At 63.0% G+C, this 20,142-nt stretch carries 18 protein-coding genes; 5 read left to right on the plus strand and 13 right to left on the minus strand.

The features are described from left to right. Positions 1-226 precede the first annotated feature (226 nt). The 3 genes from HZB53_11030 (at position 227) to HZB53_11040 (ending at position 2,664) form a co-directional block, all read left to right on the plus strand. Positions 227-565 (plus strand): nucleotidyltransferase family protein, encoded by a 339-nt coding sequence (locus HZB53_11030; GenBank protein MBI5878175.1) that lies wholly within the window; start codon positions 227-229, stop codon positions 563-565. Continuing rightward, positions 562-948, plus strand: coding sequence for a DUF86 domain-containing protein (locus HZB53_11035; GenBank protein ID MBI5878176.1), 387 nt, complete (start codon positions 562-564; stop codon positions 946-948). Before HZB53_11030 ends, HZB53_11035 begins: the two co-directional genes overlap by 4 nt. Positions 949-1,065: 117 nt before the next feature. Then, entirely contained in the window at positions 1,066-2,664 is a 1,599-nt protein-coding gene (locus HZB53_11040; GenBank protein MBI5878177.1) for an amidohydrolase, read from the plus strand. A 301-nt stretch (positions 2,665-2,965) separates the two neighbouring features. Here the strand turns inward: HZB53_11040 and HZB53_11045 are convergent, their stop codons facing one another. Next, a complete protein-coding gene (locus tag HZB53_11045) occupies positions 2,966-3,622 on the minus strand; it encodes a hypothetical protein (GenBank protein MBI5878178.1) in 657 nt (218 codons plus the stop codon). A gap of 716 nt (positions 3,623-4,338) precedes the next feature. Between HZB53_11045 and HZB53_11050 the strand changes: the two genes are divergently transcribed. After that, on the plus strand, positions 4,339-4,533 hold the full coding sequence (locus HZB53_11050; GenBank protein MBI5878179.1) for a hypothetical protein: 195 nt from the start codon (positions 4,339-4,341) through the stop codon (positions 4,531-4,533). Positions 4,534-4,612: 79 nt separating this feature from the next. Here HZB53_11050 and gcvPB read toward each other — a convergent pair whose 3' ends face one another. From gcvPB to HZB53_11085, 7 genes are all read right to left on the minus strand, one after another. Next, on the minus strand, positions 4,613-6,049 hold the full coding sequence (gcvPB, locus tag HZB53_11055; protein MBI5878180.1) for an aminomethyl-transferring glycine dehydrogenase subunit GcvPB: 1,437 nt from the start codon (positions 6,047-6,049) through the stop codon (positions 4,613-4,615). A 117-nt stretch (positions 6,050-6,166) separates the two neighbouring features. Then, a complete protein-coding gene (locus HZB53_11060) occupies positions 6,167-7,333 on the minus strand; it encodes an alanine--glyoxylate aminotransferase family protein (protein MBI5878181.1) in 1,167 nt (388 codons plus the stop codon). A 43-nt stretch (positions 7,334-7,376) separates the two neighbouring features. Then, the gene (gcvPA, locus tag HZB53_11065; GenBank protein ID MBI5878182.1) at positions 7,377-8,711 is read right to left on the minus strand and encodes an aminomethyl-transferring glycine dehydrogenase subunit GcvPA; all 1,335 of its coding nucleotides are present in this window, start codon (positions 8,709-8,711) and stop codon (positions 7,377-7,379) included. A gap of 568 nt (positions 8,712-9,279) precedes the next feature. After that, the gene (gene gcvH, locus HZB53_11070; GenBank protein MBI5878183.1) at positions 9,280-9,663 is read right to left on the minus strand and encodes a glycine cleavage system protein GcvH; all 384 of its coding nucleotides are present in this window, start codon (positions 9,661-9,663) and stop codon (positions 9,280-9,282) included. A gap of 290 nt (positions 9,664-9,953) precedes the next feature. Further along, the gene (gcvT, locus tag HZB53_11075; GenBank protein MBI5878184.1) at positions 9,954-11,039 is read right to left on the minus strand and encodes a glycine cleavage system aminomethyltransferase GcvT; all 1,086 of its coding nucleotides are present in this window, start codon (positions 11,037-11,039) and stop codon (positions 9,954-9,956) included. Between the two features lie 262 nt (positions 11,040-11,301). After that, positions 11,302-12,057 (minus strand): hypothetical protein, encoded by a 756-nt coding sequence (locus HZB53_11080; protein ID MBI5878185.1) that lies wholly within the window; start codon positions 12,055-12,057, stop codon positions 11,302-11,304. Positions 12,058-12,225: 168 nt separating this feature from the next. Continuing rightward, positions 12,226-12,993, minus strand: coding sequence for a hypothetical protein (locus HZB53_11085; protein ID MBI5878186.1), 768 nt, complete (start codon positions 12,991-12,993; stop codon positions 12,226-12,228). A gap of 965 nt (positions 12,994-13,958) precedes the next feature. On the opposite strand from HZB53_11085, the gene HZB53_11090 reads away from it, so the two are divergent. Further along, complete coding sequence (locus HZB53_11090) at positions 13,959-15,563, plus strand: hypothetical protein (GenBank protein MBI5878187.1); 1,605 nt, start codon at positions 13,959-13,961, stop codon at positions 15,561-15,563. A 446-nt stretch (positions 15,564-16,009) separates the two neighbouring features. On the opposite strand, the gene HZB53_11095 is transcribed toward HZB53_11090, so the two are convergent. From HZB53_11095 to HZB53_11115, 5 genes are all read right to left on the minus strand, one after another. Further along, entirely contained in the window at positions 16,010-16,552 is a 543-nt protein-coding gene (locus HZB53_11095; protein ID MBI5878188.1) for a cysteine hydrolase, read from the minus strand. A gap of 49 nt (positions 16,553-16,601) precedes the next feature. Then, positions 16,602-17,099: a DinB family protein gene (locus HZB53_11100; GenBank protein MBI5878189.1), complete on the minus strand. Its 498-nt coding sequence runs from the start codon at positions 17,097-17,099 to the stop codon at positions 16,602-16,604. Positions 17,100-17,274: 175 nt separating this feature from the next. Then, complete coding sequence (gene dinB, locus HZB53_11105) at positions 17,275-18,432, minus strand: DNA polymerase IV (GenBank protein ID MBI5878190.1); 1,158 nt, start codon at positions 18,430-18,432, stop codon at positions 17,275-17,277. A gap of 137 nt (positions 18,433-18,569) precedes the next feature. Then, positions 18,570-19,451 carry a zf-HC2 domain-containing protein gene (locus HZB53_11110; GenBank protein MBI5878191.1) on the minus strand — a complete coding sequence of 294 codons (882 nt, stop codon included), beginning with the start codon at positions 19,449-19,451 and terminating at the stop codon, positions 18,570-18,572. Then, positions 19,448-20,068 (minus strand): sigma-70 family RNA polymerase sigma factor, encoded by a 621-nt coding sequence (locus HZB53_11115; protein MBI5878192.1) that lies wholly within the window; start codon positions 20,066-20,068, stop codon positions 19,448-19,450. Before HZB53_11115 ends, HZB53_11110 begins: the two co-directional genes overlap by 4 nt. Positions 20,069-20,142: the final 74 nt, after the last annotated feature.

The following is a 20,142-nucleotide window of genomic DNA, read 5'->3' on the forward strand; positions in this document are numbered from 1 at the left end:
AGATGGATGGTTTGCCGGCACGGAAGGTCATGGGGCAGGTCGAATTGCACTCCCTTTGATCCCAGATGAGGTTTGCTGGTCCGGGCTACTGCGCTTGCTTCATGGATTGAGGGCGCATATAATCCCATTGACCCCGACGGTTTACGAGCATCGTTGGTGGTAGCTGCGGGACGGATGACCTGCGCACCAGGCATAGTGGCCGGTTCGCAAAAGGAGACGCGACTCCATGAACATAACGGCGCAAGGAAGCCGCACGGCGTCAACACGTGGACGGTCCGATCTGAACCGATTCAGACGAATCCTGAAGCGGCACATGCCTGATTTGGAGAACCGCTACAACGTCCGGTCGCTAGGCATCTTCGGATCGTATGTTAGGGGCGAACAGCGGAAGCGTAGTGATCTGGACGTGCTGGTCGAATTCGCCAAATCGCCCGACCTGTTCGAGTTCACGGCATTGGCCGACGACCTCGAGCACCTGTTGGGCGTTAAGGTGGATTTGGTCAGCCGGAACGGCCTGCAAGGCCGCTTGGCAGAGCGCATCTTAAGCGAGGTTGTGCCGGTATGAGTGCCGCGCGCCGCCATCTCGACTACCTGCGGGACATCGCCGACATGATGGGCACCGTTGTCGAGTTGACCGATGCGATGACGTTTGAGCAGTTTGCGACTGACAAACGCACGGCTTTGGCCGTCAGAAAGGCAATCGAGATCATCGGCGAAGCCGCCAAGCATCTGCCACCGTCCTTCCGCGATCGGCACGATGCAATCCCCTGGAAACAAATGGCTGGCATGCGCGATCGGTTAATCCACGCTTACTGGGGCATCAACATTGACATTTTGTGGGCAACGGCAACCGAAGTGATTCCCAGCCTGCGCCCGCGCATCGCACTAGTCCTGGAACAGGAGCTGGCACGCGAACAGCGCGCGCGGCCGGCGCCAGATGATACGTGAGTCACATCCGTTCCAGCCGGTCTTATTTATCTCGCCTCGCTTGACTTTCCCCCGCCAAATCGAGTACGCTTGCAACGCAACACCGTCCACAACCATGACCTGGTAAGGAGGCATCCCATGACCACGTTGTATGCCGAGAAGCAGGCTGCGTTCGATTGGATCGAAGCCAACCGAGCGCGCCTTTCCGGCTTCTGCGAGCAGATCTGGAACTATGCGGAGACGGCGTTCCGCGAGTACAAGTCCGCGCGCGCGTATTGCGATCTGCTGCGCGCCGAAGGGTTCACCGTCGAGGAAGGCTCCGCCGAGATGCCGACGGCGTTCGTCGCGACGTACGGCAACGGCGGGCCGGTGCTGGCGACGTTCTCCGAATACGACGCCGTGCCGGAGAACTCGCAGGAGCGCGTGCCGTACCCGTCGCCGCGCGCCGGCCTGAACCGCTGGGCGGCCGGGCACACCGACCCGCACTCGTCGCTCGGCACGAGCGCGCTGATCGGTGCGCTGGCCGCCAAGGCGATGATGGTCAAATACGGGCTGCACGGCACGCTCAAGCTGTTCGGCGAGCCGGCGGAGAAGGTCTGCGGTTCCAAGCCGGTACACGCCGCCAAGGGGTATTACGACGGGCTCGACGCGGCGGTCGTCTATCACCCCAATGCCAGCAACTCCGTAGTGTGGGAAACACACAGCGGCTCGTACTGGAGCGCGGCGTTCGTCTTTGAGTGCATCGATCCGGAGGAGTGGATCGACCAGCGCCTGCTGCCGAACACGAGCACCTCGCACGCGGCGGCGCGCTGTCCGGCGGCGATCGACGCGCTGTGCCTGATGTATACGCTGACCAAGTACAGCAAGGAGGCGATGTTCCCGCACACCGGCACCTGGACGCTCAACGAGAACATCATGGTTGGCGGGCAGTGCACCTCGGACAACCTGCCGCCGCGCCTGGCGGTCATCCAGTACTCGTGGCGCTCGCCGACGCTCGACATCCAGGAGCGCGTATTCCAGGTGCTGGCGCAGAACGCGCGGCAGGTCGCCGGCGCGACCGGCTGCGTCGCCTCGGTGCGCTGGATCACGAAGACGCGCGTCGGCCTGCCGAACCTGGCGATCTCCGACCTGGCCTACCGCAACCTGGAACTGGTCGGCGCGCCCCAGTTTGGAGACGAGGCGCGCACCTTCGCCCGCGCGATCCAGAAGAATCTCGGCTTCGAGCCGATGGACGACCCGTTCATTGCCGACAACCAGACGCTGACGCCGCCGCCCGAACTGGAAGCGCGCGTGCGCCAGGGCCTGCCGCCGTGGCAGCTCAACTTCACGTCGGATGATTATGTGGAATACACCTGGCACGCGCCGACCGTGCGGCTCTACACGGCGCGGCCGCGCCTGAAGGCGCCCAAGCCCGGTTACACGTACCCGGCATGGGTGAACAACGCGATGGGCGGCGTGCCGGCCTGCATCGATCCCGGCATGTTCGTCGCGGGCAAGACGATCGCCGCGACGATGCTCGATCTGCTCAAGTCCCCGGACGAGCTCGCCAAAGCGCAAGCCGAGTTCCGCGAGCGGACGGGTGGCGGCGTGGGCGGCAGCCAGTGGGTCGCGCCGCTGTTGGCGCGCGATTTCCCGCCGCCGGTCGAATTACGCTGGCCGGAGTACGTGCAGACGCCGCGCGGCGAGGAGTGGTGGGTGCCGACGGTGACGCACGAATCGGCCTACGTGAAGCTGTAGCCAAACGCGACGCACAAACGGAAGCGGGACAGGCATGATGCCTGTCCCGCTTTTTTGTTGTGCGTGCTATCCCTCAGCGCGCCCGGCTGGACGAAACTGGCTTGAATCCCCGTTTGCGGCAATCCGCACGAGGAATGTCAAACAGCATCAGTACGGAGAAAATGGGGGTACGACGGCGTGTGCCCATTGCCAACGCAGTGGGCAACAAGTCAAGGACGGAATCAATGCGTTTGGCAGCCTGCAGTATCGATGCAAAGGCTGTTGCCCTTCTGAACTTTTTCACTTAACACGGTAGCAATTGTCATCTTCCAAGCAATTCTGCATTCGACTGGAATAGAGGAATCTGTGTACTTTCAGTATCATCGCAGTCCGGTGAGAACTTGTATTTCACGTTGAAACTCATTTCTGAATAGCTGTAGGCTTGATACCCTTTAAAATGGGAATTGGAAAGCTGGGTAAAGCGATTCTCAATAGGTTTCCATACGGCGGTGCTCCAATATGAAACCGGATATCGTATGCACGACCTCTCGTGAGCCCCACCATCTTGAACATCCAAATCGACAAAAACCAAGAATCGATCTGAACCGAACTTCACATACTCGACCAAGTAGTAGCCCTTGCCATGATACCAAACGTCTCGCCTGACCCCGACGTTTATCGAACCAAGCGCTTGTGCCTTGGTGATAAACGCCGCGACCCCTGAGGCATCTTGCACGGCCGCAGTCGCCCAGAAGGTATTTTCGCGTTGAGCTTTACGCTGTGACTCAATTGTGCTGACAGCTCGATCATCAAGTGTACCATATGAAATCGCATTCGACGCGCCTTGGTAAACTGCGACGACGGCAGAGAATCCGACGAGGATGATCAGGAGGCCGATTAATCCCCTCAGCAAATTGCCAAAACATCCCGACTCGATCAAAATACCCAAGCCAACAGCTCGAAAGAAGTTATCGCTCATATTCCGCCTGCGTCTTTCTCTTCGGTGACAACTGGAGGAAAACAGCGCTTTGCACTAGAAAGCATGTCTCGCCGTGTGTACCGCATGTATCCAATCTTCAAGTATATGCACTTTGCATTGTGGCGACCATCATGATAGCGGTGTGAGTTTCCAGGCTTGGGCAATGGCGAACGAAGATGGAAATAGCATCGAACTTCGCTCGCGTATTTTCTTCTGAACTCAGCCCACGGTTGGTTTGTCCCATAAACACAGTCATTATACAACTTTGTGCTGCGTTTCTGGTTTATCGGCAATGGGTGTAGCAACGACATACACTTGATTCCATCGATACCGTGCGGTTTGCTCTGGCCGGAATACGTGCAGACGCCGCGCGGCGAGGAGTGGTGGGTGCCGACGGTGACGCACGAATCGGCCTACGTGAAGCTGTAGCCAAACGCGACGCACAAACGGAAGCGGGACAGGCATCATGCCTGTCCCGCTTCATTTTCACTCGGGCGCGGTATTCTGTTCGGACCCTATCTGGCTGCGTCGGGATCGCGTAGGGGCGCACCGACGTGTGCGCCCGCCTGGCACGCTGCGGGCCGACACGCAGGTCGGCCCCTACCACCGGCGCTTTGCGGGTGGCTTTGCCCAATTCGCACGCATGTTCTAAGTTTGTGCTATAATAGCGACGGGCACAGAACATTAGTTCTCACTACCGCTATAGGAGAATCGCGATGATCACCGGACCGCAATCCCAACTGCTCTTCATCGGCGTGTTTGCCGTGCTGTTCGCCTTTTGCCTCGCGTTCGCGTGGCTGTTTGCCACCGTGGCCGCCAGGATCGGCATGCCCAATGACGACGAGCTCGACGAACTAGCGGAGGCCGTGCTGAATGGCACGCCGGTCCGCGCGCCGCGCGTCGCCGAGTGACCAGCTCGTGCGGTTGTAACAAAAGACCCGAAGGGTTTGCAAACCCTTCGGGTCTATTTCGCTGCGCCCGCGACGGCGCTTACGCCGGTCGCCAGCAGAGGTCCGGCTTGCGCGCTGCCGTCGCCTCGTCCAGCCGCGAGACCGGCGTGGTGTGCGGCGCAGAGCGCACGAGCTCGGGGTTCTCCTCGGCCTCGCGCGCGATCTGCAGCATCACCTCGCAGAAGCGGTCGATCGTCTCCTTGCTCTCCGTCTCGGTCGGCTCGACCATCAGCGCTTCCTCGACGACCAGCGGGAAGTAGACCGTCGGCGGGTGAATGCCGAAGTCGATCAGCCGCTTGGCGATGTCGAGCGTGCGCACGTTGTTCTTCGCCTGGCGCTTGCCGGAAAAGACGACCTCGTGGTAGCAGGTGCGGTCGAACGGCAGGTCGTACGCGCCCTTGAGGCGCTCCTTGATGTAGTTCGCGTTCAGCACGGCGATCTGGCTCACCTCGCGCAGGCCGTCCTCGCCGTGTGAGCGGATGTACGCGTAGCCGCGCACCAGGTTGGCGAAGTTGCCGTGGAACGCGCGCACCCGGCCGATCGACAGCGGCCGGTCGTTGTCGAGCGTGTAGCGGCCATCCTTGAATGCGACGACCGGCGCCGGCAGGAACGGCGCCAGCGCCTTGGAAACGCTTGTGCCGCACGCGCCCGGCCCGCCGCCGCCGTGCGGCACGCCGAACGTCTTGTGCAGGTTGTAGTGCAGGATGTCGAAGCCGACCTCGCCCGGCTTGCAGATGCCGAGCAGGGCGTTCATGTTCGCGCCGTCGCCGTACACCAGGCCGCCCGCCGCGTGCACCAGTCGATTGATCTGCTCGATGTGCTGGTCGAAAAGGCCAACCGTCGACGGATTGGTGATCATCATGCCCGCGACCGTGTCGTCGAGCAGCGCCTTCAGCGCGTCCACGTCCACGTTGCCGTGGGCGTCCGCCTTGACGGTGACGACGCTGTAGCCGACCATCGCGGCGGTCGCCGGGTTGGTGCCGTGCGAGCTATCCGGCACGATAATTTTGGTGCGCTTCGTGTCGCCGCGCGACTTGTGATAGCCGTGGATCATCAGCACGCCGGTCAGTTCGCCGTGCGCGCCTGCCGCCGGCTGCAGCGTCGCGCCCGCGTGCCCTGCGATCTCGGCGAGCTGCTCCTGCAGTTCGTACATCATGCGCAGCGCGCCCTGCACGGTGCTCTCAGCCTGGTACGGGTGAATGCGCGCAAAGCCCGCCTGCCCGGCGATGACGTCGTTGATCTTCGGGTTGTACTTCATCGTGCACGAGCCGAGCGGATAGAACACGGTATCCACGCTGAAGTTCTTGGTGGACAGGTGCGTGAAGTGGCGCACCACATCGATTTCGCTCACCTCCGGCAGCGGCAGCTCGGCGCGCACGAAACCGGCGGGCAGCGGCGTTTCCGGCACGTCGAGCGCCGGCAGGTGCACGCCCGTGCGGCCGGGCGACGACAGTTCGAAAATCAGCGGTTCGTTCATCGAAGGCTCCTCAAAAGGGATCGCTATGTAGGCAATCGACGTAGGGGCAACGCTTGCCGTTGCCCGGCGCGGTTGCCCGCTTGCCGTTGCCGCGCATCGGGCGCGTGCAACGCGCCCCTACGCCGCCAGCACGCGCAGGGCCGCCGCGGCGCTGGCGCCGGGCTCCACGTCGTGCTCCAGGGCGCGCAGCGCCGTCTCGATCGCGCCGAGCGTGGCGAGCACGTCGCTCGCGGTCACGGTGCCCATGTGCCCGACGCGGAAGTACGGCGCGACCGGCGGCGTGAAGAAGCCAATGGCAATCGTCACACCCTGCGCCTTGACGCGCGGGATCAGCGCCCCGTCCACACCCGGCGGGTAGTACGTGCAGGTCAGCGTCGGCGCGGCGACTTCCGGGCGCACCGGCACCGGCTTGAGGCCCATCGCCTCGATGCCGGCCTTGTACGCGCGGCTCAGGAGCGCGTGGCGCTGGATGCGTTTCTCCAGTCCCTCGCGCTTGATCAGGTTGAGCGCCTCGCGCAGAGCGTAATACATGTTGATCGGCGGCGTGTGCAGGAACCCGGCCCCCCGCCGCGCAGTGAGATTGTCCACCAGCACCAGCCACGACTTGAGGTCGAGATAGAAGCTCGGCGTCCGGGTCTTGCGCGCCGTCGCCACGGCGATCGCGCGCGCGCCGGCCCAGGCGATGCCCATGCCCGGCGGCATGCCGAGCGCCTTTTGCGAGCCGGTCATGTATACGTCGACGCCCCAGGCGTCGCACTGCACGTCCATGCCGCCCGCCGCGCAGACGCCGTCCACCATCAGCAGCGCGCCATAGCGGTGCGCCAGTTGCGCCAGCGCCGGGATGTCGTTCATCACGCCGGTCGAGGTGTCCACGTGCGTGACCTCAAGCAACTTATAACCGCCCTGCTTGAGCGCCGCCTCGACCTGATCCAGCGGCACGGTGTCACCCGGCGCGGAGTGCAAGACGGTCAGGTCCGCCCCCTGGCAGGCGGCGATCTGCTGGAAGTGCACGCCGAAGTACCCGACGACCAGCACGAGCACCTTGTCGCCGGGCTCGATCCAGTTGACCGCGGCCCATTCGAGCGCCAGCGTGCCGGAGCCGGCGAAGGCGAACGACTTGCCGTTCGGGCCGCCCAGCAGCCAGCGCAAGTCTTCGAGGCTGCTGCCGGCGATCTCGACAAACTCCGGCGAGTTATATGCAACCACGGGCGCGGAGATGGCGCGCAGCACGGCCGGATCGACCATCGTCGGGCCGGGAATCATCAGCAGATCACGTTCGGGCATTTTAGTTCCTAGTTGTTAGTTGCTAGTCGCTAGTCGCTACTTGCTAGTCGCTCTTCAGCGCCGCCACTAGCTTGTCGATGTCGGACTTGGTGTGCAGTTCGGTCACGCACAGCAGCAGCGTGTTCGCCGCAGCGGGGTACGCCTTGCCAAGATCGTAGCCGCCGACGATGCCCTGCTTGAGCAGCGCCGCGTTGATCTGCGCGGGCGGCTTCGGCGTGCGCACGGCGAACTCCTTGAAGAACGGCGCGCCGTTGGCCGGCGAATAGCCCGGCAGCTTCGCGATCTCGGCCGCCGCGTAGTGCGCTTTGTGGTAGCACAGCTCGGCGATCCGCTTCAGCCCGTTCTTGCCGACCAGCGAGAGATAGACCGTCGCCGCCAGCGCCATCAGCGCTTCGTTCGTGCAGATGTTGGAGGTCGCCTTCTCGCGGCGGATGTGCTGCTCGCGCGCCTGCAGGGTCAGCACGAAGCCGCGCCGCCCTTGCGAGTCGACCGTCTTGCCGACCAGGCGGCCTGGCATCTGGCGCATGTGCTCCTTGCGGCAGGCGAACATGCCGAGGTATGGTCCGCCGAAGTTGAGGCCCCAGCCCATCGCCTGCCCGTCGCCCACGACGATGTCGGCGCCGAAGTCGCCCGGCGTCTTGAGCAGGCCGAGCGCCATCGGATCGACCACGGCGATCAGCAGCGCGCCCTTCGCGTGGGCGATCTCGCCGGCCGCGCCGAGGTCCTCGATCGCGCCGAAGAAGTTCGGATACTGCACGACGACGCACGCCGTCTGGTCGTCCACCGCCGCGCGCAGCGCGTCCATGTCGCTCAGGCCGCCCTTCGCCGCCGTCGTCACGATCGGCAGGTCGAGCCCCTGCGTGAACGTCTTGACCACGTCGCGGTACTCGGGGTGCACGAGCGACGAGAGCACGATTTTGTCGCGGTGCGTCAGCCGCGCGGCCATCAGCGCGGCCTCGGCGGTCGCCGTCGAGCCGTCGTACATCGAGGCATTGGCCGCGTCCATGCCGGTCAACTGGCAGACGAGCGACTGGTATTCGTAGATCGCCGTCAGCGTGCCCTGCGAGACTTCCGGCTGGTACGGCGTGTACGCCGTGTAGAACTCGCTGCGCAGGATGATGTGGTTGATCGCCGCCGGGATGTAGTGCTGGTATGCTCCCGCGCCCAGGAAGTTCAGCGCGTGGCTGGTGTCGAGGTTCTGCTCGGCCAGTTCCTGGAAGTAGCGCGCCAGTTCGATCTCGGAGAGCGCGGGCGGCAGATTCAGTTTCGGGAACCGTTTGTCGGCCGGCACATCGCTGAACAGGTCTTCGATGCGCTTCGCGCCGATCACGTCCAGCATGGCGGCGCGATCGGCTTCGGTGTTCGGAATGTAAGTCATGCAAGCTCCAGTGACGATAGCTGTTTCATATCACGCATGTCGTGTCGTGTGAGAATATCCATACCGCGCGCGGTATGCGCTGCCGCAGAGACTGTCATCCTGAGCGCGGAGGCAAGACCATGGACCTTGTGCATGCCGCGCGCGCGAAGGATCTAAAATCTGCCACACCCGCTGCCGGTGACTTGGTACCGCGCCGAAGTTTCTGAGCACCCGAAGGCCAAGCCCTCTGATCTTGCATACGCTTCGCGCACGAGGCGGGCTGTCGGATGGGTACTCTGGCTTTCGCGCTTCATCCTGTGCCCGCCGCCCTGCGGCGGACGGCGGCGAAGCCGCCGCGCGCAGGACATACATGACCGTTTGACGACGGCGCGCTTCACAAAGAACAGCGTGAGGGCGTTCAACTGAACGCCCAATACGCTAGTAAAGCGTTTTGAAGAATAATCAGGCAGGCGACGCCATCCGTGCGCTAACGTAGGGACAGGTCTTTGACCTGTCCGGCGGGTCACAGACCCGCCGCTACACCGGTTGTGCGCGGGAGCGGACGTGCTCAACGTTTCTGAAAACCGCCTTACAGTGTGGCGATATAGGCGTCGTAGTCGGCGGCGCTCAACAGGCTGGCGACTTCGCCGGGATTGGCCAGCTTGACTTTGAGCATCCAGGCCGCACCGTACGGGTCGCTGTTGACCAACTCGGGCTTGTCGGCCAGCGCCGCGTTGACCTCGACGATCTCGCCGGTCACGGGCGAGAACAGGTCGGAGGCCGCCTTGACCGACTCGACGACGCCGAACGGCTTGGCCGCTTCGACCTGCTTGCCGGCCGCGCCCGCGTCCACGTAGACCACGTCGCCGAGCGAGTGCTGGGCGTAGTCCGTGATGCCGACGATGCCGGTGCCGCCGTCGACCTTCAGCCATTCATGATCTTTGGTGTATTTCAGTTCGCTGGGAGATGCCATCGGTTTGCTCCTGGTGATATGATCGGGTTATGTCTGGCACGGCTTCAAGAGGCTCTCGTCCTATTTGTCATGTTGAGCGCGAAGGCAAGACTGTAGCCCTGGAATCTCGTCACTCGCGCGAAACATCTGAACTGCTGCACTTTAGATGCTTCGCGCGCGCGGCGCGCATTAGGCCGCATGCCCGGCCTTCGCGCTTCATCCTGTGCCCGCGCCTGCGGCGCGGAGCGGGGCGAAGCCCCGCTGCACAGGACATGCATGACAACTGAAGACGTAACCCGCTTAAATCCGTACTACGATTTCTTGCGCGAGTAGAACGGCGTCTTGACGACCTTCGCCTTCAACGGCTTCTCGCGGACGACGACCTCGACTTCCGTGTCCGGCTTGGCCAGCGCGACCGGCAGATAGCACATGCCGATGTTCTGCCCGGTCGTGATCGACGGGCCGCCGCTGGTCAGCACGCCGACCGCCTGCCCGCCGGCGCGCACCGCGCACTCCGCGCGCGCGATGCCGCGATCCACCAGCGCCACGCCGACCAGCTTGCGCTTGAGCCCGTCGACCAGCGACTGCGCCAGCACCGGCTGGCCGATGAACGGCTTGTCCATCTTGATGAAGCGTTTGAGGTTCGCTTCGAGCGGGTTGGTGTCGTCGGTCAGTTCGTGGCCGTAGAGCGGCATGCCCGCCTCCAGCCGCAGCGTGTCGCGCGCGCCGAGCCCGCACGGCGTCGCACCCGCCTCCATCAGCTTCGCCCACAGGTCGGCCGCGCCGTTGCTGGCGACCGCGATCTCGACGCCGTCCTCGCCGGTGTAGCCGGTGCGCGCCACGAGGGCGCGGTAGCCGGCGACGGTGGCATCGGCGGCGTGATAGTACGGGATGCGCGCAAAGTCCAGGTCGGTGAAGCGGCGCAGGATATCCATCGCCTGCGGCCCTTGCAGGGCGATCAGCGCCCAGGCGTCCGACTCGTCGGTCAGCGTCGCGCCGACCAGCTTGTGCGTCATCAGCCAGTCCCAGTCTTTCTGGCGGTTGCCGGCGTTGACGACGATCCAGAAGAACTCCTCGCCGCGCCGGTAGACGATCACGTCGTCGACCACGCCGCCGCGCTCGTTGCACAGCAGGCCATAGTGCGCCTGGCCGATCTTCAGCGCGCTGGCGTCGTTGCTGTGCACGCGCTGCAGGAACGCGACCGCCGCGGGGCCGCGCACCTCATACCGTCCCATGTGCGACACGTCGAAGATACCGGCGCGCTCGCGCACCGCTTTGTGCTCGGCGATATCGCCGCTGTAGCGCACGGGCATCTCCCAGCCGCTGAACGGCACCATCGTCGCGCCCAGTTGGCGGTGCACGGAGTACAAAACGGTCTTCTTCAGTTCGTTGCTCATCGATCCTCCGTCCGGCACAATTCACGCCGCAGTGCATGGCACGCGGCGTGACTGATTGTAGCACAAGCGGCGCATGACATCAACGCGCGGTTTGCCTGATTTTGACTGAAGAATGAGCCGCCGCACCAAACGTCGATGCGGCGGCTATCTGACAAGCGCGGGAGATGAGTATCAACCCTTCTGAAAACAAGGGAGATACGGGCACGCCTTGTATACCTCCACGGAATATGGGCCATTCAATCTTCTGCTCGACATGCTGAATCTACATGCCATCGTCCAAAAGGTCGCGGTCACGCTTCAATTCTGCCACTTTTGTTCTGGCAGCGCGGTCATTCCGTGCAATGATCAGGGCCTTTGCGTCTCTATCAGCCGTAGCTTCAAAGAGATTTTTTTCGTACTCTTGTTGGATCGCCGCCATGTTCACCTCGTATGCCTTCAAGACTTTGGCTCGACGATTGGCTCGCTGCTCCATCATCATAGAGACTATTAGGTCAAGCTTGTTTTCATTGGAAGGTTCCGCTTGCTTGCCCTGAACACGCATTCCAAATATCTGCCACATTTGGTTGACACCTTTACTGTTTTCAATCGAGGCAGTCAGGTGCCGACTGAGTGCTTCTATTTGCTGTGATAGCTCCCAAGCTCTCATGCGGCCGTCATATTTTTGATGATTTATCAGCACTGCGTCAAATGGGCTGGTTGAATAGCCATCTACAACTAGAGCGATTGGCTTATTGAGTGCTGTGCGTACGCCCAACTCAAAAAAGACGTTGGGATTCCCGTCTGACATGTCGCACAAGACGAGGCAAGCAGTATTAAGATTCCGGATAATTTCTGCATGAATTATGTCCGACCCCGTAGAGTTTGGACGAATCGGAACAAGTCCCGCCTTTTCTACGGCGGGGATAAACAGGTGTTCCAGCACATGCATGAAATGTGCTGAATCTTCATACGTTGTGGAACTATGCCCAGGGGTGGTTAAAGGCATTATGATGAAACACTGGTTGTCAGCAGTTGTCATTGAACTATCTCCAAATGAGCCTCGTTCGTGCAATTATCTCCTGGACTGTCAGCGACCAGTTCACAAACAAAAGTAAAGTGGTTAACGGCGGGGCTTGCCGCCCCTTGCATCCCCGCAAAACAGTAATCCCCATCGCAGAGCGATGAGGTTTTATCGGGATATCAAGTCCTATCGGCGTCGGCCCTCAATCGCATGGGCAAGTCGGAGCAGAATGCGTTTGCGTCGCACGCGGATGTCATCGTGAATTGCGAGAAGACGTTCAAGCCCGAGTTCTCTCCAACGGGCAAACATGATCCGGCGGAATCCTGCAAAGTCGCCGCTAACCGTTAGAGTTCGCACCTGAGACCTTCCAAGCAGACGCTCAGTGTAATAGCGAAGCGTCACCTTAAAATACTCAAGCTCTGCGAGTTGCTTTGCCATTAATTCGGCGTTGAGTTGCGGATCGATTTGTATTTCCAACAACCACCAATCTTTGTAATCAACTTCACCATCACGACGAAGATCGTTATAGGGCCCACTATATCCAATTTGGCTTCTTTGTCCCTCAACAAAGCGAAATGGTGTGGGCAAGTACGTTCGTTGTCGATCAATATCCCACTTCAACGTACCTGGTTTGTGTCCTGGATTCTTTATCCTCAGCAATGCCGCGAGTTCCGCCTGGGACGGCATGCCGTCTGCGCTGATCCCGTAGATATTGGTTGGGTCGCGATATTCTCCGTGATCGTCACGTTTAGCTCTGGGCTCAATAGTTGGCGGCTGAGAGATTTCCAGAATTATATCGGCTTCAACAGCCTCTAGCTCCGCGAGCCGTTGGTACATATCAGCGAATACAAGAGCTGGCGCCACAAAGAAGCCAACAAGGAAGGCGATAAGCCCTATTTCGCTAGGAATTGGGAATAATGTTGGAACTGCGACGCTACAAACCGTGCTTACCAAGCCAAGTACTCCGCTCCAAAACCAAAACCACTTTTGGATAAGCCTACTCGCGTATCTTACTAAAACGTTGAACATAAAATCCTGGTACTACCACAAAGTTAAATCAAAACCTGTAGCATTCTGCTACGGGCCGTTGTAATAATTCTGGAGACCGAGGGCAAAACTGCTTGACCCTCGACTAGTCTGCACCTCTGTAAGGATTGAACTTATCTAAGCCAAGTTGCTTCATGGCTTTGACGTAATTTTGCAGGCTGGCCTTATCGAACCACCACTCGCGGTCACTTCTGCAAATGGCGGCTGTTCATTGATCTCTACGTCGCTGCTGCCTACTCGACATCATAGCACGTCTCGTCCGCAACCTCAAACACCCTGTCGCCGCGAGTACACCAACAAACTGTCGGGACGCTCCAGTACGTCATGCCGGCATGTAGTTAGCCGGCATCCATATCCGCATGTGGCAAGCGTACAGGCCATGGGCGCGTTGCCTGGATTCCGGCTTTCGCCGGAATGACCGCTTGGGCGGCGCACTCCGACATTTTTTGGGTGTACCCTATCACCGCACGTACACCAACAAACTGTCGGAGCTTGCGCGCGACGCGGAGGCAGGTCTCTGGCCTACCCATCGCCCACGCGCTGCGCCGGACGCGGCGCTTCGCGTCTTTCGCGTTATTTCGAGCCTTTCGTGTTCCGAAGGTTTCGGCGGCGGACGTTTGGACCACGAGAACCGCGAAACGGCGCGAAAGACACGAAAGGGGACGCATCCACCGGCGCACCATCGCGACCCGCCCGCGAGCGCGTGAACACAGCAACGAGCCGCCGCCTCAAATTTCGACGCGTCCGCTTCGTTATCACGCAACGGAGACAGGACGGCCAACCAGCGCGTGGTTTACTTTGGGCGAACAATTATCTATAATCCGCGCTGCAGGGATGGCCCGATGGCATTTGCGCGCAAACAGTGAGGGCGTGTGTCGAGTCCCGTTGGCACAGCCGGCGAGCGTACCGGACCAAACGCGTATTCTACAAGCTTGCAGGGACGTCAGCGCGGGCTGGCGCGCCTGGCATGGTTCGCGTTGGCGCTCCTGTCACTCACGCTGTTGGCCCGTGGTGTTTCGTTGCAGTTGCCGCTCCGTCACGACCCGCTGCAATTCGGCCCCGAGGTCGCCAATGCGCTCGCCGAGCTGCATCTCTCGGCTGAAGCGTACCAGGCATATTTCCTGACTATCGACCTGCTCTTCGTGCTTGGCTGGGCAGCCGTGGCGCTCATCATTTTCTGGCGCAAGTCCGCCGATTGGATGGCCCTGGCGGTCTCATGTGCGCTGGTGCTCTATGGCGTGAGCACCACGATTTCTTTTCTGTTGCTGCTGCATACGCCCTCGCCCTTCGCCTTCCCCGCCAAGTTCATTGAGGTCTTAAGCACGGCCTCGGTGCCGATCCTCGCGTATGTATTCCCGGACGGACGTTTTGTCCCGCCCTGGACTCGGCGGCTGGCTATTGTATGGTCTGCCCTGGCAGTCGCGGCGCTATTTATCCCCGCCGCGGACCCGGACAACTGGCCGCCGGTCCTCTGGGCGCTGTTGTTCCTGTTCGGGTTGGCCAGCGGCCTGGTTGCGCAGATCGTCCGCTACCGCTCCGTCTCCGCGCCCGAACAGCGGCAGCAGACGAAATGGGTCGTGCTGGGCTTCGCGATCGCCATCCTGGGATTCACCGCCATCGTCATCCTGCTGTTCGCCTTGCCGTTACTCGCCCCCGTCGGGTTGAACCCGCTGGCATTTGCGATGGCCGTCACGGCGGCGTTCTATCTTTCGCAGTTGTGTGTCCCGCTGTGTATTGCTTTTTCGATTCTGCGGTACCGCTTGTGGGATATCGACCTGCTCGTCAACCGCACACTGGTCTACTCGATCCTGGTCGCGACGCTCGGCTTTGTGTTTATTATGACGACCTACGTGTCCGAACGAATGCTCGAGTCGCTGCTCGGCGAGAACTCGTTCGTGACCTCGCTCGGCTCTGCGGTGCTGGTCGCGTACCTGGTCGACCCCGTAAAGAAACGCACGGAACACTTCGTCGACCGGCGCTTCTACCGCGATAGCGCTGATATCCGCGCGGCATTTGCCGAACTCACGCACGACGTGCGCGGGATGAGCGATAGCTCGTCGCTGCCGCAGGCGCTGGCCGGCGGCGTCGAAAGCATCCTGCAAGTCGCTTCCAGCGACGTCTACGTGCGCGAGGCCGACGGACGCTTTGCCCTGGCGTTCCCAGGCCGCGCAGCGTCCGTGCAGGAGCCCGCGGCGCCGCTTGACCCGGCCTCGCTCGACCGCTTGGAAAACGGGCGCGTGGTCATGCTCTCCAAGCCTAATCCTTACGCGTTGCTGGTTCCCATTACGCTTCCCGCATCTGGTGGGCAACGCCAGGCCTCACGCCTGGTCGGCATTCTCGCCCTGGGATCGCGGCTGTCGGGCCAGGGCTATTCGCGCGAGGAGACCGCCATGCTGCTGACGCTGGCCGACCAGGCCGGCACGTCGCTGCACAGCGTGCAGCCAGTGGCGCAGCCCGCCGCGTCGCCCAGCGCATAGGCCGGCCACACGCTGCGACGGCTCAAAATTCGGCGGGCCGACACGCCGGTCGGCCCCTACCGCCGTGCTTCGTGGCTTATCGCGCCGTTTCGCGCCTTTCATGTTCCGAAGGTTTCGACGCGGACGTTTGGATCACGAGCGCCGCGAAACGGTGCGAAAGTAGACGCATCGGCCAGGTCACCCAATGCGACGTCTTGGGCCGACACGCCGGTCGGTCCCTACCACCGGCGTCGCGCGTGAACAGAACAACAAGCCGCCGCATCGAGGTTTGATGCGGCGGCTGTCTGCTCGGTAGTGGAACCGTGCTGGCTATCAAATGCGGCCCGTGAATGGCCCCGGCCCTCGCGCATTATACGCAGTCTGCATCTCGGCGTCGGACAGCCGCGCGGCGAGCGCGCGGATGCGCTCGGTTGAGGCGCGGTTCAGCGTGACGTACGAGCGGTCCATTATGCGCCGGGCGCCCCAAACGTGATTTCGCGCGCCGATTTCAGGGTGGCGAACGAGTCGCCCAGGACAATGTTATGGTGTGCAATGATCTGCGGTGCGCTGATGGCATCGTCACCCCAGGTGCTGTGCCCGTCCTGCACCAGCGTCACGTCGAAGCCGAGGCTGTAGGCGCGGCGGGTGGTCGTGTCCACGCAGTAGTCGGACTGGATGCCGACGACGACGAGGTGCTTGAGCCCGTGGGATTCCAGATAGCTTTGCAGCTCTGTGCCCTGAAACGCATCGGGATGGTTCTTGCGGAAGATCGGGTCGCCGGTGGCCGGCGCAATGGCTGGGTGGATCGGGAAGCCGGGCCGGTCGGGGCGCAGCACGCTCTTCGCGCCGCCGTTGTGCTGGACGTAGATCACCGGTGTGTTCGTGGCGTGCGCTTTGTCGATGAGCGACTTGATCGTCGCCAGCACCCCTTCGCCGTCGTGCAGCGGCGGGTCGAGGTCGAACAGGCCTTTCTGCACGTCAATAATGAGCAGCGCGGTATCGTTGGGCATAATAGCTCTCTCCCTCGCGGATGATTGGATGATGGTGCAAACTGGCGGGTTATGACTTCGACAGCGCCATCTGTATCTGCCGCAGGTGGTCTTCGGCATGGGCGACGATCAGGGTGCCGACGGCGTCGGCCACCGACATGACACCGCGCCGCAGGTGCCGGCCGGCCTTAGCGCGCTCGGCGGGCGAGTAGCCGCGAAGCGCGACCGCGGCGAGCGCCACATTCGCCTGCCACTGCCGCAGCAGTTCGTCCACGTCGCCGGACGCGCCGTGCTTCACGCCGGCCAGCCGCTCGGGCTGATTCAGTTCCCGCCCAAACGCCGGCGGCTCGGCGGCGTCGATCAGCTTGCGGCACTCGGCGAGCCAGAACGGGATCATCTCGACCATGTGGCCGAGGACCTGCATCGCCGACCAGTCGGCTGCGCTGGGTGCGGTGCGCAGACGCTGCGCCACAGCCGGCTGGTGTAGCAGTTCCGTCAACTGCCGCGTGATCTCCTCCAGGCGGCGAATCTCCGCGTCTGCGGCGCTGGTCGTCGTGTCGGTTGGCATCCGTTTTCTCCGTGTAATCGGGCAGTATCAAAACACTTTCAGAGTATCAGACTATTCGGTTACATAACTCGCCGTGTCGAGACGGGTCTTTGACCCGCTCGGACAGGTCAGAGACCTGTCCCTACGCCCTCAGCGCAGCGATGCGTTGCTGTGCCGATCCAATCCGCAATCCGCTCTAGTCCCGCATCAGTCGCGCGCGGCGGATGACGCCGTCGCCGAACTTGGCGCGCAGGTCATCCACGACCGCATCGACTTTCTCGCGCTGGCTGTCGGGCGGATCGAAGAACGAGAGTTGCTGCTCGGCGTTCAGATTGGTGGCGCGCACGCCGATCAGCCGCGCCTTCGCCCCGCGCTTCCACGCGCCGCGCAGCAGGTTCGCGGCTGCCTCGTAGATGTCGGTGGCGGCGCGGGTGGGGCGCGGCAGGGTCAACTGCCGGGTGTGCGTCTCGAAGTTGGCCCAGCGCAGCTTGACGGTGATCGTGCGCGCCTGCAGGCCGTCGGCGCGCAGATCGTGGGCGACCTTCTCGCTCAGGCCGAGCAGCACTTTCTCCAGTTCTGCGACGTCGCCGACATCCTTGATGAACGTCGTCTCGCGGCTGACCGATTTCGTCTCATGCGACGACTCGACGGTGTGACTGCCCGCGCCGTGCGCCTTGCGCTGCATGTCGTAGCCCCAGTCGCCGAACGTCGCCTGCAGGCGCGCGAGCGGCGCCTGCTGCAAATCGCCGATGGTGTGGATGCCGATCGCTTCCAGCCGCGCGGCGGTCTTGGGACCGACGCCCCACAGCTTGCCGATCGGCAGCGGCGCGAGGAACTGCGCCTCGCCGCCGGACGGCACCTGCAGCAATCCGTCCGGCTTGCCCTGGTTGGACGCGATCTTGGCGACCAGCTTGTTCGCCGCGACGCCGATCGTGCACGGCAGGCCGGTCTCCGCGCGGATGCGCCGCTTGAGGTCGGCGGACAGTTCGAGCACGCCGCCCCAGCCGCGCGCGCCGTCGCTGGCGTCGATGAACACCTCGTCCACCGAGACCTGCTCGACCGGCAGGCCGTACGAGCGGATGATCGCCATGACGCGATGCGAATAGTCGCCGTAAGCGCGGAAGCTGGCCGGCACGCGCAGTGCCTGCGGGCAGAGCTTGAGCGCCTGGCCCATCGGCATGGCGGAGCGCACGCCGAACGCGCGCGCAGCGTATGAGCACGACGCGACCACGCCGCGCTCTTCCGGCTTGCCGCCGACAACCAGCGGCAAACCGCGCCATTCGGGGTGCAGCTGCTCCTCAACGGATGCGAAGAAGGCGTCGAGGTCGAGGCAGAGGATATAGCGTTCCGCCATGTGGCGATTATGCCAGACAACGCGACAACGGACAAGAGAGAAGAGATTTCAACACAAAGACACAAAGAAAACCCTTCTTCTTTGTGCCTTGGTGTTGAGATTGTTGTATTGGTTCTGCGGGCGCGCGCAACGCGCCCCTACGACGGGCGTGTAGCGCGCAAGAGCAGCGTCAATCCAAGCGCGCCGAGCACAACGAGCACGAGCGCGAACTCGGCAATCCGCAGCGGGTCGGGGCCGGCTGGCGCGGCCGGCTGTGCCTGCCGCGTCACGGGCGCCGGTGTGGCCGTCGCCGCCGTCGTGGCCGTGGGCGATGGCGATGCGGTCGGTGATGGCGTGTTGGTCGGCGCGGGCGTCGCCGTTGCAGTCGCCGATGGTGTGGCGGTCGGCGTGGTTGTTGCGGTCGCCGTGATCGCGGCGCCCGCCGTGCTGGGCAGACCCGGTCCCGTCGTGGGCGCGGGCGAAGCGGTGGCGGGCGGCCGCGCGGTCGGTGCCGCCGCAGCGGTCGTTGGTGCGGCGGCTGGCGGCACGACCGGCGCCGCCGGTGCCGTCGTCGGCTGTGCCACTGCGGCGGCCGCGCGGGTCGGCGCGGCTTTCGGCTGCTCCGGCGCGCGGGCCGTATCGGAGGCGGCTTCGTTGGTCCGTGTGGCGGCCGACATGGCCGCCGGCGCCGGTGCGGCCGGTGCCATCGATCCGCTGCCGGTGAAGCTCAACAGGTCGGCGGTCAGCACCAGCCCGAGCAGCAGCATCGCCGCGACCGTCGCCACACCCATGGCGCGATAGAGCCAGCCAAACGCCCAGCGTGGCGGCGCGACCTGCGCCTCGGACAGCGTATACGAGCGCGGGCGGCGCATCACCGGCAGGGCGCGCACCGTATTGACCGTGTAGCCCAGTTCGGCCAGATCGCGCCGGCACTGCGCGCAGCCGCGCAGATGCGTTTCCAGACGCGCGCGTTCCGCCGCGTTCAGGCGGTTATCCAGGTAGGCCGACAACTGGTCGGTGATGTGCTTTCCGTTGCTCATAATCGCTCACTACTATGACGGAAACCCGGCGGCAAATGTTCCTGCCGTTCCATCAGCCAGTCGCGCAGGCGCAGGCGCGCCCGATTGAGCCGCGATTTGACGGTACCCAGATTGGCGCCGGTCGCCTCGGCGATCTCTTCGTAGGACAGCCCCTGCACGTCGGCGAGCACCAGCACCATGCGCTGGTCGTCGGGCAGCGTGGTGATGGCGGACTGCAGCAAGCGGTTCAACTCGGCGCGCTCGGCGTGCTGCTCCGGTCCCTCGCGGCCGTTGACAAAGTCGGCAGGCTCGCGGTCGTCGTCGCGCGACAGCAGGTCGTCGATCGAGTCGGCGGGGCGGCGCTTCTGGGCGCGCAACTGGTCGTAGCAGGCGTTGGTGGCGATGCGCAGCAGCCACGCCTTGAACGAGCCGCCGCGGTACTCGCGGATGTGCTTGTAGGCGGAGATGAACGCTTCCTGGGTGGCGTCGTCGGCCGCGTCGGACGTGCCGACGACGCGGTAGGCCGTGTGGTAGACGGCATCCTGGTGCCACTCGACGAGCTGGTTAAAGGCGCGCCGGTCGCCGCGCTGAGCGGCGCGGATCAGGCTGCCTTCGAGCCGGGTGCGTTGTTCCGTCATGGAGGAGTGGTACAGGCGGCGCCGGACTGCGCGCCGCGGTCGGTTTGCGGATCGGCCGCGCGACGATTTGACAC

This window comes from Chloroflexota bacterium (assembly GCA_016235055.1).
Lineage (GTDB): Bacteria > Chloroflexota > Anaerolineae > JACRMK01 > JACRMK01 > JACRMK01.